Source organism: Tianweitania populi (genome assembly GCF_014652875.1).
GTDB classification, from domain to species: Bacteria; Pseudomonadota; Alphaproteobacteria; order Rhizobiales; family Rhizobiaceae; genus Tianweitania; species Tianweitania populi.
Genome location: NZ_BMZQ01000002.1, coordinates 1 through 19,563 on the forward strand (window position 1 = coordinate 1; position 19,563 = coordinate 19,563).

The following is a 19,563-nucleotide window of genomic DNA, read 5'->3' on the forward strand; positions in this document are numbered from 1 at the left end:
GATTGGTCGCGGCACCTGCCATATAGCGGCGATGCGAGAACAGGTTTGCCGTGCCCCACAGCAGCTTGACGCCGGTTTCTTCCTGCTTGCGCGCAAAGATGTCGACGATCTCGTCGAGCCGCTTGGCACTTTCAGCAAACGTTTCGCCTTCCGGCCTGATATCGGCATCGTGGAAGCAGTAGAACGGTGCGCCAAGCGCTGCAAACATCTCGAACGCAACATCGGCCTTTAACCGGGCACCAGCCATATCCGCGGTAAACCACGGCCGCTCGAAGGTCTGTCCGCCAAACGGATCGCTGCCCTCCCAGGCAAAGGAATGCCAGTAGGCCACGGCAAAGCGCAGATGGTCTTCCATCCGCTTGCCGGCCACCAACTCGTCTTTGTTGTAGTGGCGGTAGGCCAGCGGGTTGGTGCTGTCCGTTCCCTCAAACCGCACCGGCGCAACGTCGCCGAAAAAGCCTGTCGTCATGATGATCCTCCCAAAACCATGCCGCGTCTTGGCTCAAGCAGCCTTGATCGCGGGATAAAGGCTGCGATAGCGCTCGTAGGCGTCCTCGAAGGCCGGCCGTAAAGCACTGTCCGGCTCGATGGTGAGGTCTGTCGCCGGCGGCGTGCACACAGTCAGGGGATCAGCGCCGATCGCGGCAATCAAGCCAAGGCGCGCTGCGCCAAATGCTGCGCCAAAATCGCCATCGGCAGGAATGTCGACCGGGATTCCCAACGCTGTCGCAATGACCTTCAACCAGTAATGCGACCGCGATCCGCCGCCGATGGCCGTAACGCGGCTGAGTTCGGTGCCCGCAACGCGAAGTGCTTCCAGGCTGTCGCGGAACGCGAAGGCAACACCCTCGAGCACGGCCTGGGTCATCTCGGTCGCACCCGTCTCCTGCTCCAGCCCAGAAAAAACGCCGCGGATCAAAGCATCATTATGCGGCGTGCGCTCACCTGAAAGATAAGGCAGGAAGGTCACGCCTGTTGGCGCCCGCAGAGTGTCACCCAAAGGCTGCGTCAGATCGGCAGCTTTCTTGCCCGTGATACGCGAGAGCCAGTTCAGCGAATCGGTGGCCGACAGGATGACGCCCATCTGGTGCCAGGTGCCCGGGAGAGCGTGGCAAAATGTATGCACCGCGCTTGAAGCGTTCGGGAGATAAGCAGCATTGGATGCAAACAGAACGCCTGAGGTACCGAGCGACACGAAAGCCGAACCCGGCTTTACCGTGCCCATACCGCAGGCCGAGGCGGCGTTGTCGCCCGCACCACCAGCAACAACAACAGTGCCACTAATGCCCCAAGCCGAGGCCAGCTCGGCACGCAAAGTGCCGCCGACCTCCGTGCCTTCCACTAGAGCGGGCATGTGGCTTTCATCAAGATCGGTCGCCGCAAGAAGATCCGACGACCACTTGCGATTAGCGACATCGAGCCACGCCGTTCCGGCAGAATCCGACATCTCCGAAATGGCTTCGCCGGTCAGCCATAGGCGCAGATAATCCTTCGGCAAGAGAACCTTGGCCACCTTCGCAAAAACGTCCGGCTCGTTCGCCTTGACCCAAGCCAGTTTGGGAGCGGTAAAGCCAGGGAAGACGATATTACCGGTAATGTCGCGGAAGCGCGGATCGGCATCAAGTGCTGCGGCTTCCCGATAAGAGCGCGTGTCGTTCCAAAGAATGCACGGTCGCAAGACCGCGCCGGTAGCATCGATCAGAGTCGCGCCATGCATCTGACCCGAAAGACCGACACCTTTCACTGCGGAAAGTTCAGCCGGATGGGCGGCCTTCAGCGCGCTGATCGCTTCTTCCGTGGCACGGATCCAATGGGCCGGATCCTGCTCCGACCATCCTGAATGCGGCCGCGACACTTCAAGCGAACCATTCGCCGATCCGACAATCCGCTGCTCATCATCGATAAGCAGCGCCTTAACACCCGACGTGCCGAGATCGAGACCTAGATACATGCATTCCTCCAGCAACTCTCCGCACGAAGCTGAGAGTTCGCGATAAGCGATGCCTCCGGTGAGGCTGTTGGGCTCTGTCATAGCAAAATGCACGAGAGCGAAAAGCAGGAACCCTGCGCTATCGAACGTTTTCTGCTTCGGAGAGTTCAAGCCCAAGGCTCAGCAGTATCCATACCTGAGTAGGAAGCTAGGATTTCAAGTCCGATGAGTGGCAGCTGCCTAGGAACGTAAAGGCACCATCGGTCTCAAATATTCCAAGGAATTAGAAAAAGCTAATTTAGAGATTCAACTTCAAGTAAGTGCAGCTGAACAAAACAGCAGGCATTTACAACCTCAGGCTCGTTCTTGTGCATCTTTGTAGCTGGCATGATCTGCATCATGTCGGCGGAAGCGGATCATCCACAAAACCTCGTTCTAAAATGGAGACAGGACGAGCAGAACGATGCCTTCTTGGCCAGCAATCAGATGCGCTGCTCGGCTTCCTATATGCAGACATTGCAGCAAGGTATTGCGCGAACATGCATAATCTACATACCGAAGGGTGGCGTACCAAACAGGCCAGACTTGAATGCCTGCTTCGCAGCAAAAGCTGTTCTCCACCGTATCGAGAATGATCTTTGTGATGGCAAACGCGTTATGCTTCATCTTGCCAATATGATGCCTCTTCCATTTCCAACGCCACGTGAATTAGCTGGCGTGCTGCTGGAATTTGGCGAAGCTTATGGAAGACGTGATTATTCGCGCGAGCAGTAAGATGTCTACTCGTCATGGGGAAAGGAGTGGCTCGTTTATCTTGCTTCGATATGCTGCCAGATATGATCAACAAGCTCCCGGTAAACGGGATCCTTTCTGACCTGCCGAGCATCTCTTGGACGTGCAAGATCAATTGACTGATCCAGCACGATGCGCCCTGGTTTTGCGGCCATGACGATGACCCTGTCCGAAAGCGTGACGGCTTCTTCGATATCGTGGGTGACAAAAACCACAGTTTTCGTGTCCTCGGCCCAGATCCGCAACAACTCGCGTCCCATCGCCATCTTTGTCTGGCTGTCGAGGGCGCCGAACGGTTCATCCATGAGGAAGATGTCCGGTTCGTAGGCAAGGAGCCGACCCAGCGATACACGCTGGCGCATGCCGCCTGACAGTTGATGCGGACGATGATGCTCGAAACCCTTGAGCCTCAGAAACTGCTACGCTCGATCATTTGAGCGGCGGTCGGATCGGCTGGAACATCGTCACGGGCGAAGCCGAAGCGGCAGCCCAGAATTACGGTCGCAAGGAGCACTGGGACAACAACCAGTGCTACGAATGGGCTGGCGAGTTCGTTCAGGTGGTGAAATCCCTCTGGGACAGAGGGAAGGACGATGCGCGCGCTGCCGACAAGGAAAAAGGGCCACTTCATCGACGAGGCACGTGTCCATCGCGTCAGCCACCATGGGAGATTCTTCAACGTCGAAGGACCGCTCAACGCGCAGCGCCCGATTCAAGGACAGATCCCGATTGTCAATACCGGCCGGTCAGATCGCTCCATTGAGCTGGGTACCAAATATTCGACATCAAGTTCACCAACTCGTCGACCTTCGGCTTGGATGGCGCCAAGGCCTACTATGCCGACCTGAAGGCTCGGGTCGCTCGCGTCGGACGCAAGCCGGACGAGCAGTTCATCTTTCCCGGCATCGTCGTCTACACCGACGAAACGGACGAGGAGCACATGCGCTGTATTGCGAGGTCCAGGAGCTCTGGACGCGATGAGGCGACCTGCGCACCATGATTGCCGGAATGCGCGAAGCCGGCGCACGACCTTCAACTTCAACATGATCGAAGGACTGACTGGTGTTCGTGTAGATCAGGGTTCGGGACGGATCCACTGAGGCTTGGATGGTCTCGCAAAGAACCGATAGCCGAACGTCCCCTTTCCCTGAAGATTGTTTGATAGCTACCGGTCAGCTTTCGGCCAGTGGCAGACATTCACGTCCAATGGGCGAATTTTGCTATTGGTGCGGTACCGCGCGACACCCTCGGCAGATCTGACCACTCAGATGGTTTCGGCTCGTCTCACCCAGCGCGCTTTTGCAGAACAAAGAACACGCCAGCGCAGAGGATGAAAAGGCCGAGGATCGCGGTCTGCCATGAGCTCGGAATGCCGATCAGGATCAGCACATTGTTGACCAGCGTGATCAGAACCACCCCAAGCAGCGTGCCAAGGACGGAGCCCGATCCGCCGGTGATGCGGGCGCCACCGAGGATCACGGCCGAGATTACCGACAATTCGATACCGGCGAGATCAAACGGGTTGGCAAGCCGGTTGCTCGAAACATGGATGATGCCGGCAATGCCGGCCAGCATGCCCGCCCAGGCAAACACGAAAAGCTGTACGCTGGACACGCGGTATCCTAGCCGCTCGGCAATGTCGGGCCTGCCGCCAATGGCATAAACGGCGCGGCCGATTAGGGTGAAGCGCAGCATGGCCCAGGTGGCAAGCGCTGCAACCGCCAGAACCAGAACGAAGCCCGGCAGTTGCACGGTGAAGCCGTTTTCGGCTGTGCGCGACATCAGGCTCCATTGGCCAAACGCGTCCATGGCGGGGGGGATATTCATGAACAGCGCCGTGCCGATAAAGGTCAGCAGAAAGCCACGATAGGCATATTGCGTGCCGATAGTGACGATCAGCGATGGCGCTTTCAGCGTATTTACGAGAAGGCCGTTGATCGCGCCTAGCAGCGCGCCGCCAACCGCCGACATGATGAAGATCGACAGCATGCCCATGTCGGGTGCAAACAGCGTCACGGCCTTTGTGACGGCATACATCACAAGCGCGGCAATGGCTGAAAAGGACACATCGAGGCCGCCCGCAGCCAGCACCATCAGGACGCCCAGCGCAAACAGACCGCGCACAACGGAGGCGCGCAGAATGTCGAACAGGTTGGCTAGTTGCCAGAAGGCCGGGTTCAGCAGACCGACGGCGACGCACAAAACCACGATCAGAAGGGCGGCAAAGGCTTCCGGATAACGGCGAAAGAAGCCTGCCGTGCGGCTTGCAAAGCCGGCGCGCGGAGCGTGGTCTTCATTTGTGGCAGACAGGCTCATGCTGTTTTCCCCGCCGCGTCGCCCGTGCGGATCGCGGCACCCATCAGTTCATAAAGAGCGGTTTCGGTTAGGCTTTCGGCCGCTTGCGTGGCCACGACCCTGCCCTTCTGCATCACCGCGATGCGATCGCAGTTCTGCAGCAGTTCCGGCAGGTCGTCGCTGATCAGGATCACTGCCATGCCCGTATCAGCAAGCCCCTGGATGATGCGGAAGATCGTGTCCTTGGAGCCGACATCGACACCGACGGTCGGGCCATGCAGGATCAGGAGGCGCGGCTCGATGGCCAGCCAGCGGCCGATCAGCACGCGCTGCTGGTTGCCGCCGGACAGGGATTGCACCGGCGCCTTGATGTTAGGGGCGACGACCTTGAGGTCGCTCATCAGCTTGCCGGCAACGGCTGCGCTTTTGCTGCGATCCACCAGACCGAGCATGTTGCGCAACCGGTTGAGGATCGCCATGACAACATTGTCTTCGATTGGCTTTTCCAGAAACAGGCCTTCCGTGAGGCGGTCTTCCGGCACATAGCCGACGCCTGCCGCGTTAGCGGACGCTGGATCGGGTAGGGACAGGCGCTCGCCGCCAAGCCGGATTTCGCCGCTATCAGCCGGAACCACGCCGGCAAGGGCCAGCGCCAGCTCGTTGCGGCCGGAGTCCAGCAAGCCGGTGATGCCGAGGATTTCGCCCTTGGCAACGGAAAAGGACACATCGGCAAAGCGCCCGTCGCGGCTGAGATCGGCCACCTGCAGAAGCGTATCGCCAAGCTGCGGATTTTCGCGGTATCGGCCTTCTTCCAGCTCGCGGCCGGTCATCCACTGGCCGAGTTCGCGCTTGCTGGCTTCGCTGATGTCGCATTCGCGCACCATCTCGCCGTCGCGCATCACAATGGCACGGCCGCCGATTTCCTTGCACTCATCGAGCTTGTGGGTGACGAATAGCACGGACACGCCATCAGCATGAAGCGTGCGCACAACCGAAATCAGGTTTTCCACCTCGCGGCGCGTTAGCGACGTGGTGGGCTCGTCCATGATCACGAGGCCGGCCTTGCCGGCAATGGCGCGTGCGATGGCCACCAGCTGGCGCGTCGCGATCGGCAAGTCCTCAATGCGGCTGGACAAGAAGCCGTTGTCGGTCGGCAGGCCGACCTTGGCGAGCGCGCCCTTGGCGGTTTCGCGCAATCGGCGGCCGTGCAGCGGCCGGAACAAGCGGCCATTGCCTTCAACCAGCTGCTGGGTGAGGCCGATATTCTCCTCGACCGAAAGGTTCGGGAGAAGCGACAGGTCCTGATAAACGGTTTCAATGCCGGCCTGCAGGGCGCGGATCGGGTCGAGCTCTTTGCGAGGGGTGCCGTCGATCACGAGATCGCCTTCGCTGGACGGCTGAGCGCCGGACAGGATCTTGATCAGCGTCGACTTTCCGCAGCCGTTTTCGCCAAGCAGATGATAGGTCTGGCCGCGCTCGATGGAAAAGCTCACGCCGCGCAAGGCATGCACGCCGCCATAACGCTTGTGGAGGTTGCGCACTTCAAGGAAGGGCGTTGATCGGGCGCGCTGCTGACCCGGGGCCGCGGCGGGCTGGCTCTTGGCGTCGAGTTCCATGTTCTCGGTCCTGCGTAAAGCCTGCAGCAGCGCATCGAAGCACTGCGGTCAGATAAGGAGGAAGGTCAGGACGACCTGGCGCCGTCCTGGCCTTCGTGGGCGCCGTTCAGATGATCAGAACGGGTAGTCCTTGTAGTTGTCCTTGGTTACGTCGACCCAGGCCTGGCCGCGCACGATCACGCCTTCGCCCGGCCCCTTGGTGACGGCAACCTTGTTGTAGCCGGACACGCCGAGATCCATGCCGTCGGTGATTTCCTCGCCCTTGAGGACCTTGTGGGCCAGGATGTTCATGACATAGCCGGCATCCTTGGGATCCCAGAAGGAGATGCTGTCAACGGCGCCGGAGTCGAGGTACGGGCCGGAGTCCTTAGGCAGGCCGAGGCCGATCACGCAGGTCTTGTCGGCAAGGCCGGCTTCCTCGACCGCGCGGCCGATGCCGATTACGTCGATGGCCGAACCGCCCTGGAAGCCCTTTATGTCGGGATGGGCTCGCAGGATTTCCTTAGCGAGTTCGTAAGCGCGGTTGGCATCGTTGAAGGACTCGTTCTTCGGGGAAACAAGCTCCATCTCGGAATGCTTCTTGGCGTTCTCCGCGCCGCCATCCGCCCACTGCACATGGGTCAGGCTGCCCAGCGAACCGACGAAGGAGGTCCACTTGCCCTTGCCTCCCATGCAGGTGGCGAGCTGTTCGTTAAAGTGGGCGCCGAAAGCGGTGTTGTCGAAGGCTTCCAGGTCAACCAGAGTGTTCTGCAGGTTGTCGGCTTCGTGGGTGATGACCTTGATGCCGCGGCCCTGCGCGCGCCGCAGCACGCCTTCCAGCGAAGACGGGTCCATCGGCACGATGGCAATGGCGCCGACGCCCTGGGCAATCAGGTCCTGCACGATCGCGGCCTGCTGAGCGGCATCGGCCTTGGCCGGGCCGACTTGGCGGGTGGTCACGTCCTTGTTGTCTTCGCCGTAAGCCTTGACGCCTTCTTCCATGCGGGTGAACCAGTTTTCTCCAGTCACCTTCACCACGGTCACGATGCTGTTGTTGCCTTCCTGGGCAACCAACGGGGTTGCGAGCAGGGCGAAAATGGCCGCGCCGCCGAGAAGAGTTGAAACTTTACGCATGTTTGGGGTCCTCCCTTTATCCCTCTCGATGATCGCCGCTGCGCATGAGGGCGTGCGCTGCGGTCGGTTCTTCAACTCCGGACGCGTCGGTAGGGCGTCAGGTCGATGCGAGCCGATGCAAGGAAAAGCAGCAGCAGCACGCCCCAGGCGCAATCGCGGAAGAAGTTCGAAATGTTCATGAAGTTGAACAGACTGGAAAGCATCTGCAATGCGATGGCCGACAGTACGACGCAGATGACCCGTCCATATCCGCCAGCGGGCCGTACACCGGCCATTACCACAACGAGGATCGCCACCAGCACATAGGACGTGCCGTAATCCCATTTCACGCTCGAGGTTCGTGCGGCGATGATGAAGCCGGCGATGGAAGCGAGTACGCCCGCCAGCGTGTAGGTGTGGAACAGCATACGACGCACCGGGATGCCCGCAAAGAAGGCTGCCGTTGGATTGCTGCCGAGTAGAAACAGGCGTTTTCCGAACGAGGAAAAACGCAAAACGACGGCAATGATGGCGGCAACGGCAACGAACAGCGCAAACGGCAGCGGAATTCCCCAGAAGGGCATATTGCCGAAATCATCCATCGGTACGATGTAGCCGAGCGTGCGGGCCGAGCCGCCGGTCAAGCCGACCGCAATGCCTGTGAACAGCAGCTGAGTGCCCAACGTCGCAATGATGGGCGTGAGGCCGGCATAGCCGACAAGCACGCCGTTCACCATGCCGCCAACGAGGCCAGTTGACAGTGCCACCAGTGCGAAGCTGAACGTGTAGGCTGAGGGGGCGGCTTCGGGCGAAACAACAAACGGAACCAGCAGTACGGCCACGACGCCAGACAGATTGGCAAGCGCGATGCCCGATAAATCGATGCCGCCATTGCCGGAAATCATCGCCAACATGACACCCAGCGATAAAAGGCCGAGTTCAGGCACCTGCGCGCCCATGGACTGAAAATTAAAAAGATTGATGAAGGAGCCGCCCACAAACATCAGTGCGGCCACAAGGATCAGCACGTTGACACTGGCCAAGAAGCCAAGCTGGCCATCAAATTGCCTATCCACCTACTTGCTCCGTCATATCTTCATTGTCGATTAGCTGAGGCATAGGCGAGAGACGTTTTCCCACCCTAAGCTACCTTTAGATCGACATCTGTCAAACACAAGCTGAAATACGTAAACTCCACATTCACCTTCCTAAGCCTCTAAGTGGCGATCCGCTTTTTCAACGGTGGTTGAATCTAAGAAGCACAATACTGTTCTTGGTGATGAGTTCGGGCCACAGGGCCGGTCTCAAGACCGCGTTTAGGTAAAAAGCGCCCCGCTGATTGTGCCCACCTAGTCATGCCCTTATGTTAGTAGGAAGGATTGTTAAATTTCGAACGTTCGCAAGACAGAGTATTCGCCACTTAGTTAAATTGATCAGCCTCGTATGCTGAAAGTCTGAATTTAATCTTCAGCGGCCTATTAGCCGACAGTCCAGGTTCAGCCAGACAAGGGCATAAGGTTCAACGAAAGCAGCTCACTGGATCCGGCGTTTAAGGAAGCATTTGTCCACCTGGGACACTATTCCAAGACGGACAAATGAAGCTCGATTTTGCAGTTCCTCGCAACGAGCTCAGTCGGAACTGGATCGCTCTAACGCAATTCCGAGGCGCAAGACTGGCAATCCGCGTTTTACGAAGTAATGGGGAGTAGGCAAGGCAGGTGATAACGGCGTTTGATGGCCCCCCCCCCCTGGTGACGTACTGCGTGCCTGTGGGCACAGTGCACGGGTCATCGGCTGGATCAAAGCTCCGCTGGATGATGCGGCGATTAAGGATCGCGTCGCAACCATCAAGGGTATCAAGGTTCGTTACCCACTTCACCTCCGGTTGCCTAGCGTCCACTGCTTTCCTCCCAATGCTCCGCAACGTTGTGGACTTGCGGGAGGAGGTGCCCCCTGCCCTGGAAAGTCCAGCCTTCGCCATATCGTTTCACGATCGCCTTGAAGGCTCGGTCCGACGCCTTGGCATCGAAGCCGCGGCAAACAGCCGCTCGATCACGGCGTCAGCCAGCAGCCGCAGCTGCTTTCCGCATCCAAAATTCAAGTTTTCTGTAATCGCGTAGTGCAGGAGCTCGCGCGCGATCTCATCCCGGTCGGGTTCACGCGATGCCTTGATGCGCTTGCGATACTCCTGCTGGTACTCTCTTTGCTCCCTGAGCCGCTCCTCGCGCGCGTCTCGCTTCGCCATGTCTACATCCGAGTTCGGCACCATTGCCACGGCAGGGGATTTCGATATGCGTCTCCAAACGTCCCAACCGCTTGAGGGCTGGATCAATCACATCCGGACCGTTGGTTGCGCCTACGATAATTAGGCCGTCGGAACGGGTTGTGCCGTCGAGCAGCTCCAGCAGTTTGTTGACGACGCTGTTCCAGTAGTCAGCGTATTCGTTTTTCTCGCCGCGCCTGCCGATGCCGTCGATCTCGTTCACGAACAAATGGCGGGTACATGGTCCTGTGCTTCCTCAAAGGCCAGCCACATGCCCTTGATGACATTGCCAAGATGGCTCCGCTCCGGTCAGGTAGACACGGATGTGGCAATTAGAGGCACCGCAAGCTGTTGCAGAGAGCCCGCGCGAACGTTGTCTTGCCCGTTCCCGGCGGTCCGGAAAGCAGCAACCTACCTGCCATGCCTCGCGCGACAGTTGCGTGCCGATCCAGGGGCGGGCGTCGATGGCATCGAAACGGCCAAGCCAATCGCGCGGATCGTCTCTGCAGGCTTTGGGCTTCCAGCACACCGGCTTAGAGCCCTGCGACGACGAAGTTGGTCGCAGCGTTCAGCAAGGCGTTCTCGTCTGCTACGCACCAATAGATCGCCCCGCTGCCAGTTCCCAGATGGACTGAAAGTGCCCGAAAGGTCAGAGCGTTCTCACCTTCCGCGTCCAAAATTTCAATTTCGGCCATGATTCCGTCCGAGGGCTGCAACTGGCAATTGCGAGGTGATAGCTGCTTGTTCCCGTCCTATCGGAAGTTTCTGCCAGCCTGAGGATCCATCTTCACTATCGTCGCTGCAGACTACCCGCCGCAACACCAATGTCATGAGGTACTTTTTGTCATTCCTTGTTCAATCATAATGCGTTCTGCGACGTTGTAACGAGAAGCTACCTCTTGTGACGCGTCGAAAAGACGGTTCACGCAATTAAGAGGAATGCAAAATGTCCGATCGCAACGACATTACAGGCGGTAGCAGCGCTTCAGCAGGCGTAGTCTCGCGCCGCAAACTTCTCGCAGCGGCTGCCGCTGCACCTGCCTTCGCAGCAGTCGTGGCGTCAGGAGCTGCGGCGCAAGTGCCTAGTGGCGGAAGCAACAAGGTTGCGCTCGTGACTGGGTCGTCGCGCGGCATCGGTGCAGCGACAGCAAAGCGCCTTGCGCGCGATGGCTACAAGGTCATGGTCAACTGCGTGGTCAATCGCGATCTCGCTGCTGAGGTTGTGCGGGATATCGAAGCAGCGGACGGACAGGCAGCCTGGGAACAGGCCGATGTCAGCGATCCCCGCGCTGTTGCGCGCTTGTTCGAGGCAACCGACAAGGCCTTCGGCGGCGTCGATGTCGTGGTCAACAATGCCGGCATCATGAACCTCGCGCCCTTCGCGCAAATGAGCGACGACGACTTTAACCGGATGATCGACGTCAACCTGAAGGGCGGTTTCTTTGTGCTTCGCGAGGCTGCCAAGCGCGTTCGCGACGGCGGACGCATTATCAGCCTGTCATCAAGCATCATCGAGCTTCGTTCGCCGACTTACGGACCCTACACCGCCACGAAGGGTGCCAACTCCTATTACTCGAACATCCTAGCAAAGGAGCTTGCCGGGCGGCAGATCTCGGTGAACGCTGTTGCACCTGGTCTGGTCAACACGACCCTGTTCACTGATGGCAAGACGCCTGAAATGATCGACGGCTTCGTTCAGCGCACCCCGCACAAGCGCCTCGGGGAGCCCGAAGACATTGCAAACGTAATCGGCACGCTGTGTGAAGGCGATGGTGCCTGGATCAACGGACAAACCATCTTCGCCAATGGTGGCGTCGTTTAAGCATCAGAAGGCTGCGTGGCAGGTCGAGCGGCGCTCGTCGCTCGACAGCCGCCTACTTCGCAATCTCAGTCAGAAAGTCGAGGATGGCACGCACCTTGGCTGATACCATCTTCGGCGAGTGGTGGTAGACGTAAAGCGGAAAGGTTTCTTCGGCCCAATCCGGCAGAAGCTGGATCAGGCGTCCGTCCGCCAGCAGCGGACGCGTGTAGATTTCCAGCGGTTGCGCGATGCCGTAGCCAGACTGGCACGCGGCAAGCAGGCCGCCTGTATCGGTCACCATCATCCGGCCGTTGATCTTGATGGCAATCGTTTCCTCGCCTTTCACGAAATCCCAGTCGTAATGCTTGCCCGTTGCTGGATCACGCATGAGGATGCATTCGCGCGCTTCTAGGTCACTGGGGTGTTCAGGCCTCCCCCATCGCTCGACATAGGCTGGCGATGCGCAAGTCAGGACGCGTGTTTCCAGCAACAATCGGCAGATGAGCGACGAGGGTTCCGGCGGGCCGAAATGGATACCGACATCGAACCCATCTGCAACCAGGTCGCCCATCCGGTCACGGACATGCATCTCCAGAGAAAGCTCAGGATATCGGTCGAGGAACGTGGGCAGGACGGGTCCAAGCACGTAATGCCCGAAACAGCTGTCTACGTTGATGCGCAGGCGGCCGCGGACTTCAGCGCCTGCTCCGGCTGCCCTTGTTGCGGCGTCCTCGATGCTGGTCAGGTGCGGCGCAACCTGCTCGTAGAAGCGCCGGCCTTCATCGGTCAGGGTAATGGATCGAGCATTTCGGTGAAAGATGCGGATACCGACACGTTGCTCGAGGCGAGCAACCGCTCGACTTACAGCCGATTGCGTCAGTCCAATGGCTTCACCAGCGCGTTTGAAGCTGCCCGCTTCAATTACAGCCGAAAGAACTCCGATCCCGTTCAGAAGGCGGCTGTCAAAGACCATGTGTCATGCTTGATGTCTTCTACCGAGATCAGGTGCTCGAACATGTTTGGTGCACCGGAACCTCATGCGAGCCACTGCATGCAGTCCATCACTGCCCGACAGTAAGACGTCAAGTTCGGCCTTCTGACAGTTACGTGAAGCAAGCCTACGAAGCGGCGGTGGTGCAAGTCATTCACACTCGGCAGCACTTAGTGTCTTCACCAGGTTCCTCACTACCGGTTCGAAAGCAGCAGCATGCTTCTCGTTATACTCCAGTCGAAAGTATACAGATGCGCCGTCGCATACCGGGATCGCACGCTGGTAGGAAATCCGCGCCCCTTTTCTTCCTGACCAACTCCAGAACACGTCTGCTTCACGCTTGTAAGAAATCACCCAGCCCGCATGCAAATCTTGCTCAACACGCCATCTGTTCTCAGCAGAGAAACTGCTTTGGTCCGTATAAGCTGCCCACACCCGGAGTTCAGCGGTGCCATCGGCGGAGCGAGCTACGCCACCATCCCCGTTGTCTGACTCTTCAACTCTGGTGAAACCGGCAGGAACTGTTACGCGGTTGCCAAAGCGAGATTTGCGTACTCCTCGGGTTCACTCAAAGCGTCCGTTATGTATCCGGCCTGGGCAGACGCGGCGGAAAGTAACACCAGAAGGGCCGAGATTGTTCTAAGCATTTCTACTCCATGTTCGGCACGGCGCCGGCCGTGAAAAGTACCTGTGGCTTACCGAAGAGAGCGGCGGCGAAAGAATCTAGGCATAGTCGAGCAGGGATCGTCTAGGAGACGACTTCGCTGTGCCCTGAGAGTGTCGACCAATAGTTGATCTTTGCGGATCAGCCAAAGCCCGTTCCTGCCAAGCAGTCATCAACGATCGCAACGACGTTTTAAGGATGCCCACCTGGCCAGCAATCATCAGACCTCTTCGACCAAACCAGCGATGCTTTGGCTGGTGTGCAAATGTGCATACGAGAATGTTGCCTTGGCTCGTCAGCCTGAAGTCCGAAATGCTTTCCCAGCGGTAAGAGCACCGACCAGTCAGCTTTAGATACTCGAAGCCCTCACGCCTGAGTACAAGCTCCCGGCGGGGCAGCGTACAAAGAGCGCCTGCCGTCACAGGGAGGCTTAATATCCCGCCTATCATCAGGTTGAGAGGATCCCAATCGTCAAGCCGTCCCGGCTCTCCCCGAACGCCAACAGAGTAGAAGAGTAATCCTGCGAGAAGCATCACGGCGAGGCATAGCAGAAGGCGATGCCAGAGCGGCGCGCTGAAGCTGATGGGCCCCGGATAAAGCGCCATCCACTTGTCGGCTTGGCCTCGTGAGTAAGCGGAGGCGAACAACCCGTAAAGCATCGACCCTGAAAAGAAGAGGATCGGTAAGGCGAGCCAGCTGCCTTCTTTTTCGAAAGCGATCAACCAGACAGCAGATACAGCAGCCGAAGCGATTAAAGCGGAGACAACAAGAGAAAGGGCTATGGTTGAGTTCGCCAGGCTTTTTAGCGACTGCCACCATCTAATGCGCACCGCTTACTCCACATCCGGCATGGCGCCAGCCTGAAACAGCACCGTCGGTTCGCCGTACTCCCCAAGCGCCACATCGGCCACGCGCGACCAGGCGATGACTTCCGCGTGTTTGTCGGTGAGCCCCTTCGCAATTCGAACCGCCCTTTCCTCGCTTTGTTGATCGACAGGGCCGAACACAGTCTGCAGTTCGCCCTCTTCGTCGCGATCGGAAACCATAACATCAATCAGCTTCGGGAGCTTTGCTTCAGATGACATCATGATCCCCAGTCATGCCGGCAATGATGATCAAGAACTGCTTTGGCGACAAGATGGGGCGCATCCAAACTGGCTGCCGTTGGTTACACCAGACAAATTCTAGGAGATCCACATGGCCACCAACAACGAGCGTCCGAGCATATTATCGCGAAAGTCCGCCTCGGAAACCGAGCGCACACCCGCCCATGGCGACATGCCCAGGGTCTCGGATACGCTGGTGAACATGACCGGGGCACCCGACGCTGACTACCATCCCGAAGCTCTGGCCAACGCGGTAGCAGACAACGAAGCCGGAACCATCCCGGATGACGAGATCGGCGGGATTGAGCCGCTCGAACGCAAGAAGTAGAAGTCAGGATGTCGGGCCAGCTACGATAGACAGTGAGCATCGGGAAACGGTCGCTGTAGTGCCTTCGCTTCGCTCCAGGGCGCACGCATCCCAGCAAACACGATCAGCGGCTCTCTTTTATCCAGCGCAAACCAGTGCAACGGCTTCTTGTTGGTCACCGGGTCAGGCATAGGGCCGTACTCGGAGAAGGACGTCGCCGCCACCAGGCAGCGGCTTTCCGGCTCCAGCCACCGCTTCCAGGGGGCGGAGGACACGTTGCGGAAGTTTGTGGTGCCTGCGTCCGGCTCCATCTTCAGCAAAGCCGCGAAGTCGACATCCTTGCCCTTAGCACGCAGCTTATCGGCCCGTGTGCTGACGGTATCCGTCAGCGCCTTCTGTGAAGACGGCATTCCCCAGTGGGCACGGACAAGCTCGCGTTCGCCGTCGGCGTCAGTGCGAACGATCGGCGCCGAATAGTCAGGAAACACTTTCCCAGGTTCGAGATTGCCGACGTCGGTACGCATCGCTCGTGTGAACTCAAGGATCGCCTGCGGACCTTTGGGTACATTGTAGAGGTTGCACATAGCGCGAACTTACAGGCATGGTCTTTGACTGTAAGTCGGCTCTTGAGTGTGTCATGCGCAAAGATTTCGATCCCGAGACAGTGAAGGCCGATGGTAGATCGGCTGCCAAGGGGTTCCTGTTCGATCCAACAGCACCCGGTCCATGGCGCGGCTCTTTAGCAGGAGAGACCATTGGCAGCCCTGTGACAGTGCTCGCCTACGGCAACGATACACCTGGTGAGGGTCCACCCTTGCATGTTCATCCCTACGACGAGACGTTCGTGGTTTTTGCGGGACGGGCCAGGTTCTTTGTGGGGGATCAAGTAATCGACGCCACCGCAGGAGAGGCCGTGTTAGGACCTGCTGGTGTACCCCATAGGTTTGTGAACCTAGGTCCAGGACGTTTGCAGACGATCGACATCCATCATTCCGATCGTTGGATCCAAACGGACCTCGCATAAAGCCGTCTTCGATCAGTCGGAGGGACCAAACAGGCCTGCTCGGACGTTAGTGGATGACCAATCGACAGGACGTCCCATGCTCAGATCAATGCTGATAGGCCTTACTGCTGGCCAGCGCTCGATGATGCCACTTGCAGCGCTTGCGTTCGCAGCTTGGCGCCGAACGCTTCCGCACGATAACCCTGAAGCACGCTTGATGCAGTTGCCCTTGATTGCCGCAGGCGGTGCGGTGATGGCGGCCGCAGAGGTGGCAGGCGACAAGATGAAGACCGCGCCGGATCGGACGGTGTTCCTCGGCCTGCTCGCGCGAACGATTACCAGCGGCTTTGCAGGTGCGGCTCTCGCGCCTTCGAAGCATAGGGCAGCGGGAGCAACACTCGGCATCGGCGCGGCAATCGGATCGTCCTACCTGGGGCTTGCCACACGCAAATGGGCGATGCGCCGCTGGGGACAAACAACCACTGGCTTCGTAGAGGATGCGATTGTCTTCGCCGCGGCTATGATGATTACCAACGCTAAACGTAAGCGATTCTGAGGGGACAGGATCGGGCTGTATCCTAGATGGTCGGCCATCAAGCAGATAAAGGCCCACCGGTTACGAGCTGGCTATAAGCGTCAAAGCCGTCTTGCCCACTCCCCTTTAGATCTTCGTGCGCAGATGACGAAGCTCCTCGTCGTACAACTCCTCATTGATTTGAGTACACCATGTCTTTGATCGCCCATCATCGCCGTTCGACCACCGACAACCCTCGCCTCCTTCATGTCGAACGGTGAGATCTGGGCGAAGATGCGATCCTGCAGCGTGCACTCGATCGAAGCAGCTCGGCGAAAGGCGGTTATTCCACCTCCTCCACCGCACGTGCCAGAACGTCAAGCAGTGCGTGACAATCGTCGGTTGCGCGATGCCCCTCATGAAAGAGGCCTGACTGGCCAACCAAGTAGCCGAGCTTGTTGCCTTCAAAGCACCGCCCCCTATAGGTCTTTAGTGCCAGAAAACCGACTGATAGCTTTCCACCACTTACTGCCATGTAGGATCGAGGAAACAAGCAGCTAGCACTGGTAGGAGGCCGCCCCCTCTTGCCGTCGATGATCAGTTCACGCCTGGGCAATGGAAATGTTGCCGATGCCTGGCAGATAGCTTTTAAGATTGCTCAGCACCATGTTTGAAAGAAACGCTGCTTAACTTTGAGCTCGTCCTAATTCCCCTGAACGTAGTTGGGAAAATTCGCTCCTTGCTTGAAGTTCACCGAGTGGCATTGGCTTGGAGAAAAGGAAGCCTTGCAGGTCGGTGCATCCAAGGGCCACAAGAAAGTCCCGCTGCGCTTCGGTTTCTACACCTTCCGCAGTTGTCGAAATACTCAGAGTACGCGCGAGGCTCAGCAGCCCGGAGACGAGCGCGGCTCCATCCGCTCTGGCTCCGAGGAGCGCTACGAAAGATCTGTCGATCTTTATTCTATCTATGCCGAAATGCATGAGATGGCTTAGGGATGAGTACCCCGTGCCGAAGTCGTCAAGGGAGACCTGTACACCTCTTGCCCGAAGACGCCTCAATGCTCCGGCGATGTCGCGGCTGTCTTCAATCAGGGCGGACTCTGTTACTTCAAGTTCGAGACGTGACGGAGGCAAGCCTGTCTCAAGAAGCACGGTCTCAACCACATCCTCAAAGCCCGGCACTCGTAGTTGCGAAGGTGAGACATTTACGGCCACGAAGGTGTCTGGCGACCAACTTGCTGCAGCGCTGCAGGCCTCCCGCAGCACCCAACGACCCAGCAGTTCAAGCAAGCCGCCCTCCTCCGCAAGCGGAATGAACTCGTCGGGTGCTAGAAAACCATGCCGTGGATGATGCCATCGGATCAACGCTTCCGCGCCAGACGGCTTGTAGCCATCCGACGCACGGTGGATTGTTTGGTAATAGAGATCGAGTTTCCCGAAATTCTCGTCAAAGCCGAAGGTAGAAGCAGACTGGCCGTTTTGCCCCAGACCGCTGTCTGGCGAGTTCTCCAGCAGCTTGCGCAACTCGCCCTTGAGCGCTTCCCGTGCGTCGCGGCCCTCTTCCATGTCTGGCTGAAACAGCACAGATCTCCCGCGACCCTGGTTCTTGGCCTCGTACAAAGCAACATCGGCCTGTCTCAGGATCTCGCTTGCACTCCCTCCTGAGGGCGGAAGAAGCGTCATGCCCGCCGACCCGCCTATGTGGGCCACAACTTCTCCTGACCGGAGATGGAAGGGACGGCTTAGTTCAGCTACAAGCGCCTTGCATTTGTCACCAAGGGTATTTTCCTCCCTGCCGCTGGTGCAGATCAGGAGCGCAAACTCGTCGCCACCAATCCTGGCCAGGACGTCAGCCGGTCCTATTATGGATCGCATGCGCTCGGCGGCCGTACGGATCAGTTCGTCCCCGGCCGCGTGACCGAAGCGGTCATTGACCGCTTTGAAGCGGTCAAGGTCGATCAGGGCAATCGCTGATCGCTGATCGGACACCGGCTTTTTCGCAAGACATTCTTCCAGCTGAGCCGAGAAATAGGCGCGGTTTGGCAAGGCCGTCAGGACATCATGGCTCGCCAGATGGCGGGCATTGGCTTCGCTGAGCTTGAGTTCGATCAGGCTCGTTCTGAGACGTTTAAGAAGCAGCAGGAAGAGGACGGCAATGACAAGTGCTGCGCCTAGCAAAGCAGGCAGAAGGCGTCCAATAACCCTGGAGCCAGGCAGGTCGGGGCTCCAGACGATGAAGCCGATCGGTTCTCCAGTGGCGCCAGCATCGATCTGAACGGCCACTTCATTGGGATCGGGATCTGCAGAGCGAGCAAACCGGGCACCATTCAATCCTTGCTCGCGGCTTAGATCGTCAAGCGCGGCACCGTCCAGGAAGCGGATTGCGATCAGATAGCGCATGTCTTGCGGCGTGAGAGGTGGCTCTCTTGAGCTGAGATCCTCGGCACGATTTATTGGCGCGATACCGGCAATTGTGGGACGGCCCTCTAGGCGCATCAGTTCAGCAAAGCTGCCGCGACGAGAACTTGATTCCGACGAGTTGGCGAGGACATTGTTGCTGGACATTCGACGAGCCGGATTTGCGCCAGGCTGTCTTTCACGCAGCAGCGGCAGCAGCAGCGGTCGTATCCATCGATAGCGTGCCTCCACTTCCGGACCCGAGCGCATCGCCAATTGTCCATTGCCATCAACCACGAATGCTTGGTCGTAACCGAACACGGCAACAACGATCTTGCTTATCGTTTCCGCGGATTCCGGCCCAGCTACCTCCGACGCCAAAACATCGCCGCTGCTGACCGGACTGGGAACACGGCTGACTTGCGAGGACAATAAAGCCATGTAGCCGGAGCTCACCTGGTCGATCGCTTCGGCCACCTGGTCGACCTGTTCGTGAAGGCGTTGATTAATGAGCGACCGCTGACGTTCAAGCGCAGCGGCATCGCTTTCGGCACCAGCCCAGAGGCCGGACAGAACGACGAGGCCTAAGGTTGCGAGTCCAATCCCCCCAATCAACCACAGGACGCTGCTGGAAGCATTGGCAGCGCGGTACATCAGATAGCCAGGCTCTGGAAGGTTAAGACGCACAGACAATCCCCCACTAAGGCGGAGTATCTCGCCAATGCGTTGAGCATGCCTTACGAAACAACTGGAACTTGCTTTTATGATTACATTGAAACGTCGATTCCGATTT

Annotated in this window: 20 protein-coding genes and 1 pseudogene; 6 read left to right on the forward strand and 15 right to left on the reverse strand. The window is 58.4% G+C overall.

All coding sequences use genetic code 11. The annotated features are described in order from the left end of the window. Both IE166_RS09315 and xylB read right to left on the reverse strand, forming a co-directional pair. Positions 1 to 469: pseudogene (locus tag IE166_RS09315) on the reverse strand (xylose isomerase); the annotation flags it as partial. Between the two features lie 33 nt (positions 470 to 502). Then, positions 503 to 1,951 carry a xylulokinase gene (gene xylB, locus IE166_RS09320; protein ID WP_189503331.1) on the reverse strand — a complete coding sequence of 483 codons (1,449 nt, stop codon included), beginning with the start codon at positions 1,949 to 1,951 and terminating at the stop codon, positions 503 to 505. Between the two features lie 378 nt (positions 1,952 to 2,329). Between xylB and IE166_RS09325 the strand changes: the two genes are divergently transcribed. After that, the gene (locus IE166_RS09325) at positions 2,330 to 2,704 is read left to right on the forward strand and encodes a hypothetical protein (RefSeq protein WP_189503332.1); all 375 of its coding nucleotides are present in this window, start codon (positions 2,330 to 2,332) and stop codon (positions 2,702 to 2,704) included. Positions 2,705 to 2,739: 35 nt separating this feature from the next. Here IE166_RS09325 and IE166_RS09330 read toward each other — a convergent pair whose 3' ends face one another. Beyond that, positions 2,740 to 3,135 carry an ABC transporter ATP-binding protein gene (locus IE166_RS09330; RefSeq protein WP_280514880.1) on the reverse strand — a complete coding sequence of 132 codons (396 nt, stop codon included), beginning with the start codon at positions 3,133 to 3,135 and terminating at the stop codon, positions 2,740 to 2,742. A gap of 20 nt (positions 3,136 to 3,155) precedes the next feature. Between IE166_RS09330 and IE166_RS20945 the strand changes: the two genes are divergently transcribed. Further along, positions 3,156 to 3,485, forward strand: coding sequence for an LLM class flavin-dependent oxidoreductase (locus tag IE166_RS20945; protein WP_210312954.1), 330 nt, complete (start codon positions 3,156 to 3,158; stop codon positions 3,483 to 3,485). Positions 3,486 to 4,006: 521 nt separating this feature from the next. Here IE166_RS20945 and IE166_RS09340 read toward each other — a convergent pair. From IE166_RS09340 to IE166_RS09370, 7 genes are all read right to left on the reverse strand, one after another. Then, positions 4,007 to 5,038, reverse strand: coding sequence for an ABC transporter permease (locus IE166_RS09340; RefSeq protein WP_189503334.1), 1,032 nt, complete (start codon positions 5,036 to 5,038; stop codon positions 4,007 to 4,009). Beyond that, positions 5,035 to 6,633: a sugar ABC transporter ATP-binding protein gene (locus IE166_RS09345; RefSeq protein ID WP_189503335.1), complete on the reverse strand. Its 1,599-nt coding sequence runs from the start codon at positions 6,631 to 6,633 to the stop codon at positions 5,035 to 5,037. The genes IE166_RS09340 and IE166_RS09345 overlap by 4 nt, the downstream gene beginning before the upstream one ends. A gap of 114 nt (positions 6,634 to 6,747) precedes the next feature. Continuing rightward, positions 6,748 to 7,746, reverse strand: a complete 999-nt coding sequence (locus tag IE166_RS09350; RefSeq protein WP_189503336.1) for a substrate-binding domain-containing protein — start codon at positions 7,744 to 7,746, stop codon at positions 6,748 to 6,750. Positions 7,747 to 7,817: 71 nt separating this feature from the next. Further along, complete coding sequence (locus IE166_RS09355; RefSeq protein WP_244641429.1) at positions 7,818 to 8,801, reverse strand: ABC transporter permease; 984 nt, start codon at positions 8,799 to 8,801, stop codon at positions 7,818 to 7,820. 1,080 nt (positions 8,802 to 9,881) lie between these two features. Continuing rightward, a complete protein-coding gene (locus IE166_RS20800; protein ID WP_280514871.1) occupies positions 9,882 to 10,211 on the reverse strand; it encodes an AAA family ATPase in 330 nt (109 codons plus the stop codon). Positions 10,212 to 10,320: 109 nt separating this feature from the next. Further along, positions 10,321 to 10,410, reverse strand: coding sequence for an AAA family ATPase (locus IE166_RS20805; protein ID WP_189503337.1), 90 nt, complete (start codon positions 10,408 to 10,410; stop codon positions 10,321 to 10,323). Positions 10,411 to 10,521: 111 nt separating this feature from the next. Further along, positions 10,522 to 10,683, reverse strand: coding sequence for a hypothetical protein (locus tag IE166_RS09370; protein ID WP_189503338.1), 162 nt, complete (start codon positions 10,681 to 10,683; stop codon positions 10,522 to 10,524). Positions 10,684 to 10,934: 251 nt separating this feature from the next. Here IE166_RS09370 and IE166_RS09375 point away from each other — a divergent pair, with 251 nt between their 5' ends. Further along, on the forward strand, positions 10,935 to 11,810 hold the full coding sequence (locus tag IE166_RS09375) for an SDR family oxidoreductase (RefSeq protein WP_189503339.1): 876 nt from the start codon (positions 10,935 to 10,937) through the stop codon (positions 11,808 to 11,810). Between the two features lie 52 nt (positions 11,811 to 11,862). Here the strand turns inward: IE166_RS09375 and IE166_RS09380 are convergent, their stop codons facing one another. The 3 genes from IE166_RS09380 to IE166_RS09390 all read right to left on the reverse strand — a co-directional run bounded on the left by IE166_RS09380 (position 11,863) and on the right by IE166_RS09390 (position 14,490). After that, the gene (locus tag IE166_RS09380; RefSeq protein WP_189503340.1) at positions 11,863 to 12,762 is read right to left on the reverse strand and encodes a LysR family transcriptional regulator; all 900 of its coding nucleotides are present in this window, start codon (positions 12,760 to 12,762) and stop codon (positions 11,863 to 11,865) included. Between the two features lie 741 nt (positions 12,763 to 13,503). Then, a complete protein-coding gene (locus tag IE166_RS09385) occupies positions 13,504 to 14,274 on the reverse strand; it encodes a hypothetical protein (protein ID WP_189503341.1) in 771 nt (256 codons plus the stop codon). A 3-nt stretch (positions 14,275 to 14,277) separates the two neighbouring features. Continuing rightward, positions 14,278 to 14,490: a hypothetical protein gene (locus IE166_RS09390; protein ID WP_308430516.1), complete on the reverse strand. Its 213-nt coding sequence runs from the start codon at positions 14,488 to 14,490 to the stop codon at positions 14,278 to 14,280. Between the two features lie 151 nt (positions 14,491 to 14,641). On the opposite strand from IE166_RS09390, the gene IE166_RS09395 reads away from it, so the two are divergent. Next, positions 14,642 to 14,878: a hypothetical protein gene (locus tag IE166_RS09395; protein ID WP_189503342.1), complete on the forward strand. Its 237-nt coding sequence runs from the start codon at positions 14,642 to 14,644 to the stop codon at positions 14,876 to 14,878. A 20-nt stretch (positions 14,879 to 14,898) separates the two neighbouring features. Here IE166_RS09395 and IE166_RS09400 read toward each other — a convergent pair whose 3' ends face one another. Beyond that, entirely contained in the window at positions 14,899 to 15,381 is a 483-nt protein-coding gene (locus IE166_RS09400) for an SOS response-associated peptidase family protein (protein WP_308430517.1), read from the reverse strand. Between the two features lie 113 nt (positions 15,382 to 15,494). Between IE166_RS09400 and IE166_RS09405 the strand changes: the two genes are divergently transcribed. Together IE166_RS09405 and IE166_RS09410 are read left to right on the forward strand one after the other, a co-directional pair. After that, positions 15,495 to 15,881 (forward strand): cupin domain-containing protein, encoded by a 387-nt coding sequence (locus IE166_RS09405; protein WP_244641430.1) that lies wholly within the window; start codon positions 15,495 to 15,497, stop codon positions 15,879 to 15,881. A gap of 196 nt (positions 15,882 to 16,077) precedes the next feature. Then, positions 16,078 to 16,416, forward strand: coding sequence for a hypothetical protein (locus IE166_RS09410; protein WP_210312955.1), 339 nt, complete (start codon positions 16,078 to 16,080; stop codon positions 16,414 to 16,416). Positions 16,417 to 17,060: 644 nt separating this feature from the next. On the opposite strand, the gene IE166_RS09415 is transcribed toward IE166_RS09410, so the two are convergent. After that, complete coding sequence (locus IE166_RS09415) at positions 17,061 to 19,424, reverse strand: EAL domain-containing protein (protein WP_189503345.1); 2,364 nt, start codon at positions 19,422 to 19,424, stop codon at positions 17,061 to 17,063. Positions 19,425 to 19,563: the final 139 nt, after the last annotated feature.

What these genes read in the sequence shown, in the direction of transcription:
- IE166_RS09380 (WP_189503340.1), bottom strand. Translation starts at nt 12,762, where the DNA reads ATGGTCTTTGACAGCCGCCTTCTGAACGGGATCGGAGTTCTTTCGGCT.
- IE166_RS09405 (WP_244641430.1), top strand. Translation starts at nt 15,495, where the DNA reads ATGCGCAAAGATTTCGATCCCGAGACAGTGAAGGCCGATGGTAGATCG.
- IE166_RS09395 (WP_189503342.1), top strand. Translation starts at nt 14,642, where the DNA reads ATGGCCACCAACAACGAGCGTCCGAGCATATTATCGCGAAAGTCCGCC.
- IE166_RS09415 (WP_189503345.1), bottom strand. Translation starts at nt 19,424, where the DNA reads ATGTACCGCGCTGCCAATGCTTCCAGCAGCGTCCTGTGGTTGATTGGG.
- xylB (WP_189503331.1), bottom strand. Translation starts at nt 1,951, where the DNA reads ATGTATCTAGGTCTCGATCTCGGCACGTCGGGTGTTAAGGCGCTGCTT.
- IE166_RS09410 (WP_210312955.1), top strand. Translation starts at nt 16,078, where the DNA reads ATGCAGTTGCCCTTGATTGCCGCAGGCGGTGCGGTGATGGCGGCCGCA.
- IE166_RS09370 (WP_189503338.1), bottom strand. Translation starts at nt 10,683, where the DNA reads ATGGCCGAAATTGAAATTTTGGACGCGGAAGGTGAGAACGCTCTGACC.
- IE166_RS09390 (WP_308430516.1), bottom strand. Translation starts at nt 14,490, where the DNA reads ATGGTTTCCGATCGCGACGAAGAGGGCGAACTGCAGACTGTGTTCGGC.
- IE166_RS09340 (WP_189503334.1), bottom strand. Translation starts at nt 5,038, where the DNA reads ATGAGCCTGTCTGCCACAAATGAAGACCACGCTCCGCGCGCCGGCTTT.
- IE166_RS09345 (WP_189503335.1), bottom strand. Translation starts at nt 6,633, where the DNA reads ATGGAACTCGACGCCAAGAGCCAGCCCGCCGCGGCCCCGGGTCAGCAG.
- IE166_RS20805 (WP_189503337.1), bottom strand. Translation starts at nt 10,410, where the DNA reads ATGGCAGGTAGGTTGCTGCTTTCCGGACCGCCGGGAACGGGCAAGACA.
- IE166_RS09375 (WP_189503339.1), top strand. Translation starts at nt 10,935, where the DNA reads ATGTCCGATCGCAACGACATTACAGGCGGTAGCAGCGCTTCAGCAGGC.
- IE166_RS09400 (WP_308430517.1), bottom strand. Translation starts at nt 15,381, where the DNA reads ATGCGTACCGACGTCGGCAATCTCGAACCTGGGAAAGTGTTTCCTGAC.
- IE166_RS09350 (WP_189503336.1), bottom strand. Translation starts at nt 7,746, where the DNA reads ATGCGTAAAGTTTCAACTCTTCTCGGCGGCGCGGCCATTTTCGCCCTG.
- IE166_RS09325 (WP_189503332.1), top strand. Translation starts at nt 2,330, where the DNA reads ATGTCGGCGGAAGCGGATCATCCACAAAACCTCGTTCTAAAATGGAGA.